This is a genomic window from Aeribacillus sp. FSL K6-8210 (genome assembly GCF_037963925.1).
Classification (GTDB): domain Bacteria; phylum Bacillota; class Bacilli; order Bacillales; family Aeribacillaceae; genus Aeribacillus; species Aeribacillus composti.
This window is the reverse complement of sequence record NZ_CP150172.1, coordinates 1,583,427-1,601,162: the sequence shown is the minus strand read 5'-3', so window position 1 is coordinate 1,601,162 and position 17,736 is coordinate 1,583,427. Positions and strand designations below refer to the sequence as shown.

Here is a 17,736-nt window from a genome sequence, read left to right as displayed (position 1 = left end):
GCCCCCTTTTTTTAGCTCGACGCCGTCGCTTGTTCGCTTTGAGCAAGCTGATGGTATTTTCCGCTGAAAAACAGAAGCGGATCTTGCTCTGTCATGTTTATATCCGTCACTTTCCCGATGAAAAGGACATGATCACCTGCTTGAACCTCATTAACAACTTGGCAGGAAATTTGCGCAAGAGCATCTTTAATGACCGGCAGTCCCCCCAGCTGTTCAAATTGTACATCGACTGGTTTTTCCAGCTGCCCGGCAAAATTCATCGAAAGCACTTGTTGATCGTGCGACAAGATGTTAACGGCATATTTTTTTGATTGTTGAATTTTTTCCAGCATTTTCGCTTTTTCTCCAATGGAAATTAATACAAGCTTCGGATTTAAGGAAATGGACATAAAGGCATTTGCTGTCATTCCATGAATATCTCCGTTATGCTCCGTTGAAATGACCGTCACCCCTGTAGCAAATTTCCCCATCGCATTGCGAAACAAGCGATCGTCCATATCCACCACCTCCTTTCTTTTTATTTCTGAACAAGTTCTTTTTGTGGAGATACCCAAGTATCATTGAGCCAACCGTTTAGATCGTAATCATCCAAAGCGGAATCGACAAACTCTTTAAATCGGTCGGAATCTCCAGTTGCATCAGCAATTTTTAACGTCTCTAGACGAATGTTCTCATGGTTGCCCGCATAGTTGATTTCATAAAGCTCATGACGTCCGCCAAATTCCGTTCCGATCGCATCCCAAATCATTTTCATCAATTTCACCCGCTCTTTTGCATCAATGCCTGAACCGCGATAATAACGATCGAGATACGGTCGCAGCTCCGGATTTAAAAAGTCGCTGGCACTGGAAGGCAATTGAATGAGGCCCCCCGCAACGATTTGTTCAAAAATTTGTTTGACGCGCGGCCATACCATTGGAGCGAGCACACGGTAAGCAGCGCCGTACTGAAGGTTCGGAAGTGCAACGCCATTTTTCGTTTCACAATTGGCTGCCATTGCGGTAGAAAGAGCCCAAAACATATTGCGAAGGGCAATAACCTCACCGATATTTGCCTGAACCCCACGAAACTGCTTCGTACCTGCCGCCTCTGTCGCTTTCATTAATAAGCCGACCATAAAGTCAAGCTTGACGGCAAAACGCGTACAACCTTGGAATGTAAAGCGGTTTACAAATCCCGTTTCAACAAAAAACCCGTTTACTACGTTTACATTTTTGTAGGCAAGTACGTTCTCCCAAGGAATAAATACATTATCTAATACAATGACTGCATCGTTTTCATCAAAACGGCTGGAAAGCGGATAATCAAACGGAGAACCTAATGTTTTTGCGATTTGTTCATACGATTGACGGCTGATCATTTTTACGCCAGGCGCATTCATCGGTACAAAGAAGACGAGTGCATGGCTTTGATCACCATCTCCTAAATCTTGAGCTCCATAGTTAGAGACGAAGTTATAATGAGTTAGTGCAGCTGCCGTTCCCACCATTTTGGCACCGTTTACAATAATACCGTCATCCCGCTCTTTTACAGCGCGAACATAAACATCTTTATTTTCATGAAGAGGTTTTGAACGGTCGACCTGCGGATTAATAATCGTATGGTTAATAAACGGAACTTCTTTTGTTGTTTTTTTGTACCAATTTCGCGCATTGTCCTCAAAACCTTCGTAATAATCCGCAAACGCTTTCAAATGTGCTGTGAAAGAAGCTTTATAATCAGGGGTGCGCCCCATAAAGCCATAGCTCAGCTTGGCCCATTGTGCAATCGCATCTCTTGCTTCTAAAAGATCTTGAGCATTTTTTGGTTCTTTAAAAAATTTGTGAGTTTGATAGCCTTCTTCAGTAGTCGTCGTTAAAATTTTTCCCATCTGTTCATCATGAAGAGCATCATACATTCTTGCTATGGAGCGAGCAGAGTTTTCGTAGGCAGAATGTGTTGTAACATCATCAATCTTTTCTCCATTTAAATAAACAACCCTGTTATCTCTTAAACTTTCTAAATATTCCTTACCATTCATCATCTTTTATCACCTTCCTAAATGAAAATATAATGAACTGGTATTTCCTCTACGGTTCTATCATATAATTGATTTGAATTTTCAGACAATGATAGCGTTTGTTTAAAAATCATTGAAAACTAAACAATTGTTGTTGAAAATACACAAAAAAGACTACCTCATTGCCAAACACCAGCATTGCGTCAAAATGGCAACAAGCTGGCGATTTGAGCGTGAGACAGTCTTCTCAAATAATATTCATACATATCTTGGCTTCGATTGCTTCCAGTGAATAGTCTCCAGGCGTTTTTTATCATATAATGCTCATACATATCCCTGTCTAATGTACTGAAATGTTGTAATCACATTTCCCGCTGATCTTTCAATGACCTAGCAATGTGAACTTTCTTAATCCCTTGTGCTATCTGGGCATTGCTCTTTATTCCAATATGTTTGCGGCACCGCCGATAAGATCAGCGTTTCTTCTGCGCTGTCAGAAGCCGAATCGTCAGCAATCGGATCAAGTCACCGATCAGAAAGTGCTCTTTAAACTGCAAACGAACGACTCCCCGTTTTCAGGATTGTCCTTTCACATAAAAACCCCAGTCCGAGGCAGACTTTCAGAACATCGTATTAAATGCATCGTTTTTTACTGTCTGCCTGTCGGGGATAATAGTATCGTACATTTTCATTATAAGTTCAATGTATTTATAACTTCCTCTACATCTGTTGTCGGCTGTTGGCAGGCAAAGTTTTCACATATATAAATAGTTGTTTCATTATTGATCATGCGATAATTTTTCGCAAATTCCGCAATTTGTGCAAATTGATTTGGATCTTCAGCAACTAACACTGAAAGTTCCATTGTATACGCCTGTTGAATACGATTCAATAATCTTTTCCTTTTGCTGCAATCTTTCGGACCAATAATGACAACCTCTTTTTGCGGCAGCTGTTCCATCAAAAGGCTTTGCAAGAAAAACGTATGACCGCTTGGGTATTTCTCCACTTCCTCTTTAAAAATAGAATACATTTGCTGAACGCTTTCGTGTAAATCCAAATTGCCGGTCAGCCTGCTCAATTTCAAAAGCGCGAAGGCCGCAACGCTGTTTCCTGAAGGGAGCGCACCATCATAAATTTCCTTCTCCTTGACAAGCATTGCTTCACTGTCATGACCTGTGAAGAAAAATCCGCCATTTTCTTGATCCCAAAAAAGATCAATCATTTTATCAGCAAGCTGTTTACCTTTATGCAAATAAGTTAAATTAAATGTCGCTTCATACATTTCGATATAGGCCCAAAGAAGGTATGCATAATCATCAATGAACGCCTGTTGTTTTACTTCGCCATCGCGATAGCGCACCATAACTCTTCCGTCTACAATTAAATGATTTTCAATAAAATCCAGCGCCTTTTTTGCCATTTTGATATATGCTTCCTGATCAAAAACAGCTCCTGCTTTTGCTAGTGCAGCAATCATGAGAGCATTCCACGCGGTCAGCACTTTATCATCAACATGTGGAAACGGTCTTTCAATTCGTTTTTCAAAAAGCTTTTGTCTCGCCTGCTCCAATTGCTCTTTCAGCTCTTCCAGCCCCATTTGATAGGTAATTGCCGCTTTTTCTTCATTCGTATGAATGAGATTCGGGATATTTTTTCCTTCAAAGTTCCCTTCTTCAGTTATATCGTAAATATGACAAAACTGTTCGCCTAGTTCCTGCCCGAGAATCTCTACCACTTCCTGTTTTGTCCATACGTAAAATTTCCCTTCCTCCCCCTCAGAATCTGCATCAATGGCAGAATAAAAAGACCCTGATTCATTCCTCATGTCCCGTCGGACAAATTCAATAATTTGTTCTGCAATTGTTTTAAATTGAGGGTTTTGGGTCACTTGATAGGCCTCGGAGAATGTATAAAGCAAAAGGGCATTATCGTACAGCATTTTTTCAAAATGCGGAACGAGCCACATGGCATCTGTCGAATATCTGGCAAATCCGAAGCCGATATGATCCCAAATCCCTCCCTTTGCCATTTGCACAAGCGTTTTATTCACAAAATAAAGAGCATTTTCATGTTTAGTCCATTCGTGATATTTCATTAAAAACATGAGCATGTGAGGAATGGGGAACTTCGGTGCCTGACCAAACCCTCCATAAATTGTGTCAAAATTGCTTGAAAGCTGATGAAACGTTTCATGAAGAACGCTTTGCTTCAGCTCACCTTTCTTATTTCGACTGGCATTTTTATTTAAAACTTCCGTTATGCGTGCTGCTGTCTTTTCAATTTTTTCATGCTCTTTTTGATAAATTTCCGAAAGCTGCTGCAACACATCGATAAATCCCGGACGTCCAAAACGGCTTTGCTTAGGAAAATAAGTGCCTGCATAAAAAGGTTTTTGATCCGGTGTGATAAATACATTGAGCGGCCATCCGCCTTGCCCCGTGAGAATCTGGCATACCCTCATATATATGGAATCAATATCTGGTCGCTCCTCACGATCTACTTTTATAGCGACAAACCGTTCATTTAATATCTTTGCAACTTCTTCATCTTCAAAGCTTTCATGAGCCATGACATGGCACCAGTGACATGTAAACTTTATATCCACCTTTTAATTAATATATTAGCCCCATTACAGGGCTAGGAATAGCCGATAGACACAAGTACAGGCTTTCCTTCTCTTTTTGCTTTTTGGAAAGCTTCAGGTGACCATTCCAACCAGTTTACAGGGTTCGTTGCATGTTGTAGCAAATACGGTGATTTTGATTTTATTAGCCAATTATATTCTTTTGAAAAACGATCTTGTTTTAAGTATTCCTTCATCTTCAACACTTCCTCCTCTTAATAGAATTTAGAACAATCCTTCCAAATTCGCTTAAACGGTTGTCCATATGACCGTATAAAAGTATTTGCTTGGAAGATACGTTCAACTTTATTTTACCAAATATTTCCCGTGAAGATACAACAAAAAATATTCTCAAATTTGATAAATTATGCATTTGTTATATTATTTTGTTAAAGGTAATTATTAACTTGGGGTGTTCAATTTGGAAAAGTTAACATTTTTTGAACTAGCAATTAAGGTATTGAAAGAAGCTAATAAACCAATGACAATTGAAGAAATATGGCGTTATGCCCAAGAAAGAGAATACGATGTGTTGGTAGGTTCAAAAGGTAAGACACCATGGCAAACTATGAGTGCAAGAATATACGTTGATATGCGGGATAATCCAAATTCGCCTTTTGTTAAAATTGATTCTAAACCAAAGAAATTCTTTCTTAAGGAACTTCAAAATGTAGATACAATAAAAGAAGAAAAAGAAATTATACAACCAAAAGAAACTTCATATAGTGAAAGAGATTTACACCCTTTTTTAACGTACTATGTTAATACATACTTAAATGTATATACCAAAACCATTTATCATGAAAAATCTTCTAAACGAACATATTCACAATGGTTACATCCAGATTTAGTCGGAATTAACTTCCCTATTGGTGAATGGGAATCGGAAGTTTTAGATTTTGGATTAACTCTCGGAAGTCAACTAGTGAAGCTTTATTCCTTTGAAGTGAAGAAAGAATTAACATTTGCTAATATTCGTGAGGCTTATTTCCAAGCGGTTTCAAATTCTTCATGGGCTAACGAAGGCTATTTAGTAACTGCAAACATATTACACGATGAAGAATTTATGACTGAGTTGAAACGTCTTACCTCTGCTTTTGGGATTGGAATTATAAAACTAGATATTGAAGACCCAGATGCTTCTGAAATATTATTCCCTGCCAAACACAAAACAGAAATTGATTGGGAAACTGTAAACAAACTTTCAAAGGAAAATCCTGATTTTAGAAAATTTATTGTTCGGATAAAAAATGATATGAATAGTAAAGAAATCATCAAGGAAAAGTACGATAAAGTTTATACGGCTGAACAATTAGTTGAGAAAATAAAAAAGAAGTGAATAGTATGTTTGCGATAGCACCTACTGATATTGGTTGGTATAGATATCTTAGAAACACCCCAATTCCCGAAGAAGTAAATTTTTGGACACCGACACCGTGTAACGTCAGAAGACTTTCCAAAGGTAACAAATTTTTGTTTTTGTTAAAAGCCCCTATCGAAAAATATGTAGGTTTGGTAGTTTTAAATATTACGAGAATCTCTCAAATAAAAAAGCGTGGGAGAGGTTCGGAACAGGCAACGGTGTTGAAAGTTTATCAGAATTAAAAAATCGTTTCAATACATACTCTAGGAAGACGTTTTACAACCGCTTTTTCTGATAATGACGAAAATCGTGAGATATTGTCATAATTTTAACTGATGTTATATTATTTAGCGAAGAAAATTTTATCACCACAGTTCAATTGAACGTATCTTTCCCACGCCAAGTTGTGAAGTTGAAATATTTCAATATGGAATTACCTAACGTGCTTGAAGATGTACAAATAAGACTAGTAGAAAAAATATTGGAAGTAGAAACACTTGTTGAAGGTGCCAAAAAGCAAATTTCTGTTAACGCTTATGAACGTAATCCCATTGCAAGACAAAAGTGTTTAGATTATTACGGTTATAACTGTTCAGTTTGTGATTTTAATTTTTAGTGAAACATGCGGTGATATCGATAAAAACTTTATTCACGTTCATCATCTCAAAGAAATTAGCCAAATTGGCGAAGAGTATGAGATTGATCCTTTAAAAGACTTACGCCCTGTTTGTCCCAATTGTCATGCAATATTACATAGACAAAAACAAGCCTATACCATTGAAGAATTAAAAAAAATAATTAACAAAAATAAGGTACATTTATAGTAATATAAAAAGGTATTATCTCCTTTTTTGTGGAAATAATGTAATGCACCCCTTTGTCAAGACACAAATTGATAATATTTAAGTTATCCATTCTCTCCTTTCGCTATGAATGTGGTGCGTGTGCGATAAAGGCTTGACATGGAGCCTCTACGGGCACGATTTTTTGCGCTGGAGCGATGGACAGATAACATCGCATGGCTAAAACAGCCTATCATGCCCGTCTCTCCATATAAAGCCTCTCATCACGTTCGATGGTTAGGATGCTTGAGCCATCTTAGGTTGCTTGTACACTGTTGCTGGCGTCAAATAGTCCAAGGATTGGTGAGGTCGGTCTGTATTATAGAACGTAACATAGCGTCGAATGCCTTTTCGCAACTCTTTAGGATTCTCGAATTCATTGAGATAGATACATTCATACTTTAAAGCTCTAAAGAATCGTTCCGTACGACTATTGTCTGTTGCTCGTCCTTTGCCATCCATTGATACCTGGATGCCATACTCTTTCAACAGCCCGAGATAGTCAGCGTTTGTAAAATGGCTGCCCTGGTCACTATTGATGATGGTCGGCTTACCATGACGCAATGCCCGCTTAAGACAGTTGATGACAAATCCTTTCTCCAGCGTACTAGATAACTCGTAATCGATCACTTTGCGGCTGAACCAGTCGATGATGGTAAACAGATACATAAAGCCCCGTCCCATACGAAGGTAGGTGATATCCACTCCCCACACATGGTTCGGATGGGTGATCTCCAATCCACGGAGCAGGTAAGGTCGGCAGTACTTGGCATGTAGCCTCTTACTAATGTTGGGTTTAGGGTAAATAGCTTGTATACCCATAAGGCGCATGAGACGGCGTACGCGTTTACGATTCACATCAAATCCTTTCTCACGAAGTTTCGCAGTCATGCGCCTGTAGCCAAAGTAGGGATGAACTGTATAAAGCATATCCATTTCGTGCATGAGCATGATGTTTTCTGAGCTTTCTGTTTGCCCCTTTGATTGGCGATACACGCTAGTACGATGAATACCTAATAACTGTGCCTGACGCTTGATGCTGATCGATGGGTGATTGAATTCGACCATAGCCTTTCGTTCGTCAACAGACTTATTTGAGCCCAGATTTTTTTTTCAGCCAGTCAACTTCAACCGTTAACTGACCTACCAATTTCTCTAAATTTTCTTGTTTGGCCTCATATTCTTTACGGATTTTATCCACTTCGCTTGAGCCTTTTTCAAAGACCATCGAGGATCGTTCTAGAAATTCTGCTTTCCAACGACTGACCATGACTGGGCTTAATTCATATTTGGCGGCTATTTCATTGACGGTTTGCTCTTCACGCAACACCTCAAGAACCACCTTAGCTTTAAATTCTGCGGTATATCGGTTTCTTTTTTTCATGGTATCATTATAACTTATTTATCACGCTCATGTGTCTCACCTTATGGGAGCATTATATAATATCTTTTGTTGTTTCTCGATCCATATTAGCTATTCCTTCTTTATTAAATCTTTTAACTGTTCCTTAGTTAACCACGGTCTTCTTCTATGTAACATGCGGTGACAGTTTGAACATACTAAGACTATATCTTCTATCCTTGTTAATTGTCCTTCTTCTAATTCTGATACAGGTATAGTGTGGTGACCTTCTATAAAGTGTTTTCTGCAAGAAAAAAATACAGAGGGTTGCAGTATATCTTTATCAAAATTTTGAATAAATATACATATATGTGATCTATCCATCAAGGGCTTGACGTCGATCCTCTGTAGCCATGATTCTTTAGTCAAGCGCCAGCTTCAACAGTTTTGGCAAAACCAAAAAAGGTTATCATGGCTCCTCCTCCATGTAAAGCCCCATTGCATATCACTGCATAAGGATTTTGCAATTCTCTGCACTTTTATTTTGCAAAAAACACTTCTATAAAGTCTTCTCCTATTTCGCCATACACTTCATAAAAGTCAAAACCACATATTTCACAGAATAGGCGTCCACCATTTTCACGTTTAAACTTCTCTTTCACTAATCTAATTACTGAATCGGCTACACTTAACTGGACACGTAGACTAAGCGGGCCGCCTTGAGGCGTTCCCATGTCCGTTTCCATTGCCACTCCATTTATATTTCATATTTTTTAAACTATAAACACTTGAAAATTAATATACCATTATTAGGAATTAATTACAAAAAGAGATATCTAATGCTTTTTTTACTTTTTCAGTACCGGAATCCAAATTTCACATTTTACAGTCGGGGAAGTTAAATCTTTGCTTCCGATTGATAAGATTTCTGGACCTTCTATTTGTTCATAGTTTGAGGTTGGAAACCATTCAGAATAAATGCGTCCCCATACATCCTGCAGTGTATCAGGAAATGGTCCGATTGCTTCGAATACTGCCCATGTTGAGGCAGGAACTACAAGTTGTGTAAATTCAGCTGGACATTCCTTAGTTGTTGCTACGCCAATATAGTGATCAAGCTCCCCTTTTTCCTCCATTCTGCCTTCAGAAAAGTTCGTGGATGCTTGAATCAGGCCTAAAGGCTCGACATTCGAAAGTTTTTTAAGTTTATTGATCTTTTCATCATCTAAGCTTTTCCACATCGAGGCAATTTCCGGATTAATTCCTTTGAAAATGATCGGAACTCTTTTTTTAATACCAACAATACGAAATGCCTCTTTTTCTACAATTCGATAGTTCATTTCATTTCCTCCCTTAATTGTTAACTGGAAGGTCATTCGTGGATAAGCTTTCAATAAATGACCACGATTTCTGGCTTCTGACGGTGTTATACCATGCAAGTTTTGAAAAGCTCTTGCAAAAGAATCTGGTGAGTTGTACCCATATTTTATCGCAATGTCGATGACCTTTACGCTGCTATCTTTAAGTTCAAATGCTGCAAGAGTCAGGCGTCTGCGGCGGATGTATTCTGATAGTGTAATACCTGCAAGAAAAGAAAACATCCTTTTAAAATGATATTCGGAACAGCAAGCGATTTTTGCCACCTCTTTAAAGTCAATATCATGTGTAAGGTTTTCTTCAATATACTGTATGGCTCTGTTCATGTTCTTAAGCAAATCCATTATATGACCTCCCTTGATTACAAGAATAGCAGGAGCTGAATGGATCTACCCGATATTTTGTGCACAATTATGCAGGGTGGTGATATGATCATGTGCATTTTTGCGCAACCTGCTCAGTTTATGAATAAAAACGGTTTTATGATGGATCAAGTGAAATAGATCAGGTAAATAATGAAAGCAATATGTTTGTTTAGTAGGTTTGGTGAAATGATCATTATCATAAATAAGCAAAGAAACGGCTCAATTTTCATAAACGGTTTTCGAACAAGTCCCTAAAATAAATCAAGTAGAGAAAAACGAGCTGTTTTTCTCTACTGATTTTGTATACCTTCGATTTTGATATGCAAGCAGTTGACGCCTTCTTCTTTCAGAATGTTGCGGGCTAATGCCATTTTTCTCCGCTTAGTGTCTTTGAATAATAAACTCCTCTTCAAGCAAAGTCCAATTTTGAGGGAAAGGCTCGCCAAGCACCCAATATGCCACTCCATTCAGTCCGTATTCTTTTACGAGATTAAACTTTGCCTGCATGCTTTGTTCATTTTCAAACCAGACCTCATGTGTTTTGTTTTGATCATCGGTGTAGCGAAACCAAGGTGCCTGCGCCTCGTTGTCATACTGAATTTCAACTCCTTCTTTCGCCGCTAGGTCTGCTGCTTCCGCCGGAGCGATTCGTTTGGCAAATTTACCGCCTTTTTTGTATGGTAAAGTCCAATCGTACCCATACAAAGGGGCGCCCATCACAATTTTGTTTCGCGGAATGACGGAAACGGCATAATCCAGTACTTTGCGAACTTGCGGAATCGGTGACACCGCCATTGGCGGACCGCCGGACCATCCCCATTCATACGTCATCAAAATAACAAAATCTGCTAACTCTCCATGTCTCTTATAATCATGGGCTCCGTGCCATGGTCCTCTTTGTTCATCACTCGTTTTTGGGGCCAATGCAGTTGAAACCGTAAAGCCAGCTTTGCGAACCTGTGGCAAAATCGTTTCGAGAAAGCCGTTATACAGCTCACGATCCTTTTCCCGAATATGTTCAAAATCGATATTTAAAGCTTTATATCCTTTTGCTTTCATCGTCTGAATAACGCCATTGATCAAACTTTTAGAGGCTGTTTTATCTGTAAAGATACGATGAGCAATATCCGGTGAAAAATTTCCTTCTGTAAAATTGGTGATGACCATCATCGGAATCGCACCGGATTTTTTAACAGCTGCGAGTGCTTCACTGTCTTCAATTGGAACAAGACTTCCATCGGCGTTCACTCGGTAACTGAAAAAAGCTACATATGATAAATGCTGGCTGACACCTTTTAAGTCAGAAACGGATTGCTGCGGAGTGATCGGCTCAAGAAATCCAATTGAGTTAATAGGTCTTTTGTCGCTGGTCGTCTGATCAGGGTTTACCTTTTGTATTCGTTTTGCTGGAGATTGGCTATGCTGTATCCTAATGAGCGAGCTATCTCCTTCATTCTGAGTTGTCGTTCCTTGCTGTTGATCATAAGAAGCGCCCTGCTTTTTATCATTTCCATTTCCGCATCCAGAAAGAGCGAGCGAAAGGCAGAGCAAAATGACAAATTTTCTCATCACAACATCTCCTCTTGTTTTTTCTTATACTTCCTAAACAAGAGGATGAATATTCCCGAGTTTTTCACTTCTGTCCATAGATTCAGCAAATATGCGCTGGAAAAAGTATTTAAAAAAAGACTGTCGCAAAATTACATAGAAATTTTTCATCTGCTGTTGACCTTTTTACAGTTCCATTTTGCTGCGTGTTTCTCCGTACATTTTTTTCATCAGCTGCTTCGAATTTTTTTATTTACATCCTGTGCTCCAGAAGTTGAAATTTTTTTGCAGTCCTTCTACATACCGTTTGGAGTTACTTAAAAATTTTTAGAACGAATGTTGTTGATGCCTATCCATACATTTTTTCAAAAAAGACTGGTCAAATTTAACAAAACGTTATATAGTGTGTATATAGATATACACAGTAAAACAGTTCACTTGGAGGAGATCAATATGAACGATTGGAAGGAAGCGTTTTGGCTAGCAAAGTTTGAATTAAAAAAATTGAAATTGGGATTTGTATTGCTTGCCTTGATGGCCATCACGTTTTCGATGTTTTTCGCCACTGTCATTCCGAAAAATATGGAAAGAAGCACCGTTATGCTAGATTTTTTGTTCTTTATTGTATTTGGTTTTGGAACTGCATGGATCAAACCGAAAGAATTTAATCATCAAAAAATAGGCGGCGACTTTTGGGCATCTCCTTTTTTTATTACACTTAGGCAGCTGCCGATCCAAAAGGATGTGCTCATTAAAAGCAGATTTATCATTTTTTTCGCCTTTGCCGTTCCTTACTATTTAGGGGTATCGATTCTTACTTATGTGTTTTCCCCTGATCTTAGAGCAGCGTTGGACTTAAAGGAATATTTCGCATTTATCATGATTTGGATTGGTATTGGCATTCATTTAGGAGCTTCGTTTCCAGCTAGTGATGTCGGCTACCGGCTTTCAACGGTGAGGTTTGCCCTTTATATATTCGCTTTATTTTTTGGATTCATGTTTATCTTTACGATATTTAACGTTTTATATGGAAACGGCTTTGTGCCTTTGACGATGCTCATGGCGGAAAAATGGCCTCTAGTAAGTATTATTGCGTCAGTTCTTTTCGCTGCTATAGGCGTGCTCTACTCGCAAAAATATATGTCCAAAAAAATCGAAAAAATGGATTATTTATTTTAAGAAGGAGGAAGTTGAATGGAGCTTCCTATTCAGATTGCAAAAGATTCTCCGGAGCCTATTTATTATCAATTGGAAGAACAAATTAAAGCGCTGATTGCAAGCGGTCAGCTTCCTGCTGGTTCACCGCTGCCTTCGATCCGCACCCTTTCAAAAGACCTTGAAATTAGTGTGATTACGACTAGACGCGCCTACCAAAATCTTGAATATGAAGGGTTTATCCAGACAACACAAGGGAAAGGAACGTTTGTAGCTGACATAGACGATGCTAAGAAAGAAAAAGTAAAGACAGAAACGGTGTACAAAGCTATTCAAACCGCTGTACAAACGGCGCTCCGCCATGACTATACGTTTGCAGAGATTGAGCAAATCTTTCAACAAGTAATGGTTGAATTGCGGGAAAAGGAGGGTTCTTAATGCAGCCTTGGTTAGAAATCATGCAGTTAAGAAAAACGATCGATGATTTTCAATTAGGGCCAATTGATCTTTCGTTTGAGCCTGGAACGATTCATGCACTCATTGGGAAAAACGGAGCTGGTAAAAGTACATTAATGAAAATGCTGATGAATCTTGCGAAAAAAGATGAGGGGCAGATCCGCTTATTTGGTCAATCAATACAAAATCGTGATGAAAGCTGGAAGCAGCACATCTCGTACCTGCCGCAGACATTGATTGGATGCAATTCCTTTAACGGATTGGAATTGATGAAGCTCACTTCCCATTGGTATTCAACATGGGATCAGAAATATTTCGACCAGCTTGTACAAATGTTCGATATCCCTTTAAGAAAGCTATATCGAAATTTATCACAAGGTGTTCAAAAGAAATTAAGCATCGCCTTAACTTTAGCCTGCGATACCGACATTTTGATTCTTGATGAACCAACCGCTCATATGGATATCCCTTCAAAACAAATGCTGATGGATATTCTCGTAGAATGGATGGAAAGAAGCGAAAAGCTGATGATCATTGCCAGCCATCAAACAGATGATATTCGAAAGCTTGCTGATTATCTAATTGTACTGAAAAACGGACAATTGCTTGGAAAATTTGAAAAAGAAGAATTAGCCAGCAGATATAAACGTTACTTTTTGCAGCGGCCTCTGCCAAATAAACCGATACCGGGTGAAGTTGGAAGAAAAGGAAAGCAAATTGTCATCACTCAACAACAAGAAAATACAGAACAGTATTTAATAGAGCATCAATACGATTGGATCAAAGCAGAATCGTTAGAGTTGGAAGAAATTATCACGATTATGCTCAATCAACCAATTTAACAGAAAGGAACATAAATATGAACGAAACGGTTTTAACAGTTGAAAAATTAGGAAAATCATTCAAACATCAGCCGATTATCCAAAATATATCGTTTGAAGTGAAAAAAGGGGAAATTATGGCGGTATTAGGACCGAACGGGGCTGGAAAATCAACGATCATTCGCAACATTATGGGGATTATGTATCCAGATGAAGGAAGCATTACATTCCACAATAGCCAAAAAAATATGATCCCGCGCCATAAAATTGGCTATTTGCCGGAAGAACGCGGTTTATATAAAAATGTCAAAGTAATGGATATTCTCCTTTATTTAGCAGATTTAAAAAGCTACCCATTAAAAAAAGCAAAAGAGCGGGCTAAAGTCTATTTAAAAAAATTTGGCTTAGAAGGAAAAGAACAGTCATCAATTGATGAACTATCAAAAGGAATGGGACAAAAAGTACAGTTTATCGCTTCGATCCTGCATGAGCCTGAACTGCTCATCTTAGACGAACCGTTTTCCGGATTAGACCCTGTGAGCCAGGAGTTATTTAAAAAAGAAATAAGAAGCTTAGCTAATAACGGCACAGCGATTCTTCTATCTTCCCATCAAATGAATATAGTAGAAGAGATGTGTGACAGATTATTTATGATCCATCGCGGCCGCAAGGTGGTTTATGGATCGATAGAGGAAGTAAAGAAAACATATGCGAATTTCAAATGTGTCATCCGCGGAAAAAATGACCGCGCCGTACTAGAACAAATTTCTGGTGTTCAACGAATAGAACAAAATGAAGGTGTATCAACTCTTTATTTAACAAAAGACATTCAACCTGCCAAATGGTTAAAAAACCTTCCGGAATATATGATAATTCAAGAATTATCGCTTGACCGCATTTCCCTGCATGAAATCTTTATTGATGTTGCCACAGATCAAAATTTATTACAGGAAGCTGGTGAAAATTATGAGTAATACTATAAAAATAGCAAAATGGGAAATAAAGCGGAATTTAAAAAACAAATCATTTATCATCAGCTTGTTTATAACGCCTATTCTCTTTTTAGCTTTTTTCCTGCTCGGAAATCTTGCCAATTCAGATGAGGATCAAAGTGTAACAACTGTTTATGTCAATGATAAGCTGAATATTTTGCCAGCCTTGCAGGAAGCAGTACAGCTTCACAACCTTCCATTCAAGCTTCAGAAAACTGGCATCGCGGAAGATAAGATAGAAGATTTGCTAAAAAATAGAGAGAATACAGCCTATTTGTTTATCGGTGAACAGTCATTAACGGATGGCGTTGTCCCTGTTTACACAAGCGATGTGATTAGCCCGATGTTTGCCAATCAAATTCAGCTGCTGGCAGAGCCGTTAAAAGCTTTGCAGTTGGAGCAGCTTGGTTTATCGAAAAATCAATTAGCAGCCATTTCGAAAGGAATCGTCTTTGAACAATCGACCGTTAGTGAAATCTCAAAAACTGAAGGCGGAGGAAGAGAAACGGAAAAAATTTTAGAACGCATTGTACCAGGGGCCTTTGCCAGCATCATTTTACTATCCATTGTTTTTAGCGGCATGATGATTTTTCAAAGCGCCTCGCAGGAAAAGAAAGATAAAATTGCGGAAATCATTCTTTCATCGGTCACGCCAAAAGACCTCATGCAAGGTAAAATTATTGGTTATTTCCTATTAGGAATGTTACAAGTTGTTGTATTTTTCATTTTTATCATTCCAATCGTTTTATGGAAAATTGATGTTCCGATATTTCACTATTTGTTCGTTCCTCATCTTTTTCTTTTCATCGGGATTGCCCTTTTAGGCTACTTGCTGTTTTCGTCAATTTTTGTCGGCATCGGCGCCACAATGGCAGATATATATACCGCCGGCAACTTTCAAGGATTAGTTATCCTGCTGCCATTTTTGTCATTTGTTTTTGTCGGACCTGTGCTGACAGATCCAAGCGGGCTATGGGCGCAAATCGGCACCTATCTTCCATTCACATCACCCGCTGTTTTGATTCTTCGTTTGTCGATATTAGAGGAATGGCCATGGGCGGAAATCGTCATATCACTTGCAATCTTAATAATAAGTGTTTGGATCTTTATGAAACTAGCTGGAAAAATATTTAAAGTCGGCATCTTAATGTACGGAAAAAATGCCACGCCAAAAGAAATATGGACTTGGATCAGACAATGATCAAAATAAAAAAATCGGCTAAACGCCGATTTTTTTATGGTTTGGTGAAGATGAATAACATTTGCAAGCTGCGTAGTTATGATCGATCTTTATTCCCAAAATACCGGTTCGCCTTCGATATGGCAAGGCTTGGGCTGATAGATGTCTTCTTTTGTTTTAAGATAGTGATGAATTCTTTCTACATTGGCTGTATAAGCATTGCTTGCGATATCGCATCCTAAAAAGCGGCAGTTGTTTTTTATGGCTGCAATAGCTGACGATCCGCTCCCTAAAAACGGGTCGCAAACCGTAAATCCCTCTTCGGCACTTGCATAAATCATCGCTTGGAACAGCTCAACCGGTTTTTGAGTCGGATATTTCGAATGGTGAATTCGTTTAAACCGCCATACATCTGGAAAAGACCGGTTTCTAATTTTGCGGTTGTTTCCGTTCGTAGCAAAAATAATATATTCGTGCCTTCTTCTAAAATAATGCCCCATTCCCATATTGATTTTATCCCAAGTGATGATGTTTTTTACGTCAAAGTACTCTCTCATTAAATGCCCTAAGCTTAATAAAGAAAAAGAATCAAACATGATGTAAATGTGCCCTGTATCTTTTTTCAGCACCCTCTTGCACTCTTGTAAAAAGAGATGATAGTTCTCTTCACTTTCTTCAAATTCCGCAAACCATTTCCCGTTTTCCGTTCCCTTTTGCTTATATTCACCGACGATTCTGCCCTTCCCGAGCTTCAGCTTGTTATTCATTCCAGAATAAGCAGGGTCTGTTACAATCAAGTCGATGCTTTCATCTTTTAAAGACTTTAAAAAGGATATGCAATCATTTAGTTCAATTTTTACTTCGAGATTGTTTCCATATTTAAACGTTCTCACAGATGCAGTTTCTGTGTCCATATCCAAACACCCTTTTAAAAATAAACGATATAACTATTTTATCATACTATAGAAGAACGTACATTCTCAACCGATTTAGCTCGTATCTAGCATTTGGCGCAGCGACTTTCAGTGGATTGTTGTCTTACCTATTTATTTTAATTTTCGTATTTGGGCATTATCGCGTGCAGATTATCTGATTATGCTTATGACCTTCTCCGCATAATCCTCTGAGGACGTTATTTCCTTCTTGATCTCTGTCCAGTTTGCTCGTCCAATCAAAGTTTTCCATACTACAGCCAAGGTATTTATCATGCACTCCAAAGCTCTCCGGTTTTTTTGTTATTTTGAAACATTTTCAGCACTCACTTGCAGATGTATGTTGCTCAATTGGCTACAGTCCTAAACCGAAGAATAACTTTCCCGGTGTTTCATTCTGTTTCATGAGGATTCAACCATTAAGCCCCTATTTATTCCATATTTAATGACTTCGTCAACGAAGAAAAAAATAACGGAAATAGCTAAAGAAAAAACTGCAAAAAACCATAATATGATAGCAGGCAATATTCCGAAGATTATATGTAGAGCAAATGCGAAAAACCTTTTGGTCATGAAATCAATTGCTATCGATATGGGTAGTCCATAAAAGAACAGCCCTACGCTTACAGATGAGATATCATGAGAAGATTGTGAAAAGAAGATCCTGTTTGTTGGTCAGAAAAAAATGCTTCTGGCGGAAATAAAATCGCTATGATAAAAGTAGAAATAACAAACGTA

General features: G+C 38.4%; 18 protein-coding genes and 1 pseudogene. 9 read left to right on the top strand and 10 right to left on the bottom strand.

Annotated elements, in window-relative coordinates; all coding sequences use genetic code 11:
• Positions 1 to 11: 11 nt before the first annotated feature.
• From NSQ41_RS07735 to NSQ41_RS07720, 4 genes are all read right to left on the bottom strand, one after another.
• On the bottom strand, positions 12 to 497 hold the full coding sequence (locus tag NSQ41_RS07735; RefSeq protein ID WP_339211359.1) for a flavin reductase family protein: 486 nt from the start codon (positions 495 to 497) through the stop codon (positions 12 to 14).
• A 20-nt stretch (positions 498 to 517) separates the two neighbouring features.
• Entirely contained in the window at positions 518 to 2,023 is a 1,506-nt protein-coding gene (locus NSQ41_RS07730) for a 4-hydroxyphenylacetate 3-hydroxylase N-terminal domain-containing protein (protein WP_339211357.1), read from the bottom strand.
• A 667-nt stretch (positions 2,024 to 2,690) separates the two neighbouring features.
• Positions 2,691 to 4,571 (bottom strand): thioredoxin domain-containing protein, encoded by a 1,881-nt coding sequence (locus NSQ41_RS07725; protein WP_339211355.1) that lies wholly within the window; start codon positions 4,569 to 4,571, stop codon positions 2,691 to 2,693.
• A gap of 68 nt (positions 4,572 to 4,639) precedes the next feature.
• Complete coding sequence (locus NSQ41_RS07720) at positions 4,640 to 4,822, bottom strand: DUF255 domain-containing protein (RefSeq protein ID WP_311067218.1); 183 nt, start codon at positions 4,820 to 4,822, stop codon at positions 4,640 to 4,642.
• Between the two features lie 224 nt (positions 4,823 to 5,046).
• Between NSQ41_RS07720 and NSQ41_RS07715 the strand changes: the two genes are divergently transcribed.
• The 4 genes from NSQ41_RS07715 to NSQ41_RS07700 all read left to right on the top strand — a co-directional run bounded on the left by NSQ41_RS07715 (position 5,047) and on the right by NSQ41_RS07700 (position 6,812).
• Positions 5,047 to 5,964 carry an HTH domain-containing protein gene (locus tag NSQ41_RS07715; protein ID WP_339211352.1) on the top strand — a complete coding sequence of 306 codons (918 nt, stop codon included), beginning with the start codon at positions 5,047 to 5,049 and terminating at the stop codon, positions 5,962 to 5,964.
• A gap of 5 nt (positions 5,965 to 5,969) precedes the next feature.
• Positions 5,970 to 6,230, top strand: coding sequence for a hypothetical protein (locus NSQ41_RS07710; protein ID WP_311067215.1), 261 nt, complete (start codon positions 5,970 to 5,972; stop codon positions 6,228 to 6,230).
• Positions 6,231 to 6,430: 200 nt separating this feature from the next.
• Positions 6,431 to 6,604 carry a hypothetical protein gene (locus NSQ41_RS07705; protein WP_311067214.1) on the top strand — a complete coding sequence of 58 codons (174 nt, stop codon included), beginning with the start codon at positions 6,431 to 6,433 and terminating at the stop codon, positions 6,602 to 6,604.
• Positions 6,588 to 6,812: an HNH endonuclease gene (locus NSQ41_RS07700; protein ID WP_311067213.1), complete on the top strand. Its 225-nt coding sequence runs from the start codon at positions 6,588 to 6,590 to the stop codon at positions 6,810 to 6,812. Before NSQ41_RS07705 ends, NSQ41_RS07700 begins: the two co-directional genes overlap by 17 nt.
• Positions 6,813 to 7,067: 255 nt before the next feature.
• Here NSQ41_RS07700 and NSQ41_RS07695 read toward each other — a convergent pair.
• The 5 genes and pseudogenes from NSQ41_RS07695 to NSQ41_RS07675 all read right to left on the bottom strand — a co-directional run bounded on the left by NSQ41_RS07695 (position 7,068) and on the right by NSQ41_RS07675 (position 11,483).
• Positions 7,068 to 8,214, bottom strand: a protein-coding gene (locus tag NSQ41_RS07695; protein ID WP_339211350.1) for an IS3 family transposase whose coding sequence is annotated in 2 segments (ribosomal slippage) — positions 7,068 to 7,943 and positions 7,945 to 8,214 — 1,146 coding nt in all. Because the reading frame shifts where the segments join, the coding sequence is not laid out codon by codon here.
• A gap of 90 nt (positions 8,215 to 8,304) precedes the next feature.
• Positions 8,305 to 8,475, bottom strand: a pseudogene (locus NSQ41_RS07690) (HNH endonuclease); the annotation flags it as partial.
• A gap of 236 nt (positions 8,476 to 8,711) precedes the next feature.
• Positions 8,712 to 8,918, bottom strand: a complete 207-nt coding sequence (locus NSQ41_RS07685; protein WP_311067381.1) for a hypothetical protein — start codon at positions 8,916 to 8,918, stop codon at positions 8,712 to 8,714.
• Positions 8,919 to 9,020: 102 nt separating this feature from the next.
• On the bottom strand, positions 9,021 to 9,893 hold the full coding sequence (locus tag NSQ41_RS07680) for an AraC family transcriptional regulator (protein WP_066248502.1): 873 nt from the start codon (positions 9,891 to 9,893) through the stop codon (positions 9,021 to 9,023).
• A 402-nt stretch (positions 9,894 to 10,295) separates the two neighbouring features.
• On the bottom strand, positions 10,296 to 11,483 hold the full coding sequence (locus tag NSQ41_RS07675) for a glycosyl hydrolase family 18 protein (RefSeq protein WP_339211349.1): 1,188 nt from the start codon (positions 11,481 to 11,483) through the stop codon (positions 10,296 to 10,298).
• A gap of 432 nt (positions 11,484 to 11,915) precedes the next feature.
• On the opposite strand from NSQ41_RS07675, the gene NSQ41_RS07670 reads away from it, so the two are divergent.
• The 5 genes from NSQ41_RS07670 to NSQ41_RS07650 are packed head-to-tail and all read left to right on the top strand — an operon-like array spanning position 11,916 to position 16,087.
• Entirely contained in the window at positions 11,916 to 12,641 is a 726-nt protein-coding gene (locus NSQ41_RS07670; protein WP_327848210.1) for a hypothetical protein, read from the top strand.
• 15 nt (positions 12,642 to 12,656) lie between these two features.
• The gene (locus tag NSQ41_RS07665) at positions 12,657 to 13,055 is read left to right on the top strand and encodes a GntR family transcriptional regulator (RefSeq protein ID WP_066248497.1); all 399 of its coding nucleotides are present in this window, start codon (positions 12,657 to 12,659) and stop codon (positions 13,053 to 13,055) included.
• The gene (locus tag NSQ41_RS07660) at positions 13,055 to 13,915 is read left to right on the top strand and encodes an ABC transporter ATP-binding protein (RefSeq protein WP_066248495.1); all 861 of its coding nucleotides are present in this window, start codon (positions 13,055 to 13,057) and stop codon (positions 13,913 to 13,915) included. The genes NSQ41_RS07665 and NSQ41_RS07660 overlap by 1 nt, the downstream gene beginning before the upstream one ends.
• A 17-nt stretch (positions 13,916 to 13,932) precedes the next feature.
• Positions 13,933 to 14,868, top strand: coding sequence for an ATP-binding cassette domain-containing protein (locus tag NSQ41_RS07655; RefSeq protein WP_339211347.1), 936 nt, complete (start codon positions 13,933 to 13,935; stop codon positions 14,866 to 14,868).
• A complete protein-coding gene (locus NSQ41_RS07650; RefSeq protein ID WP_339195327.1) occupies positions 14,861 to 16,087 on the top strand; it encodes an ABC transporter permease in 1,227 nt (408 codons plus the stop codon). Before NSQ41_RS07655 ends, NSQ41_RS07650 begins: the two co-directional genes overlap by 8 nt.
• An 89-nt stretch (positions 16,088 to 16,176) precedes the next feature.
• Here NSQ41_RS07650 and NSQ41_RS07645 read toward each other — a convergent pair whose 3' ends face one another.
• Positions 16,177 to 16,980, bottom strand: a complete 804-nt coding sequence (locus tag NSQ41_RS07645) for a site-specific DNA-methyltransferase (protein WP_339211344.1) — start codon at positions 16,978 to 16,980, stop codon at positions 16,177 to 16,179.
• Positions 16,981 to 17,736 lie beyond the last annotated feature (756 nt).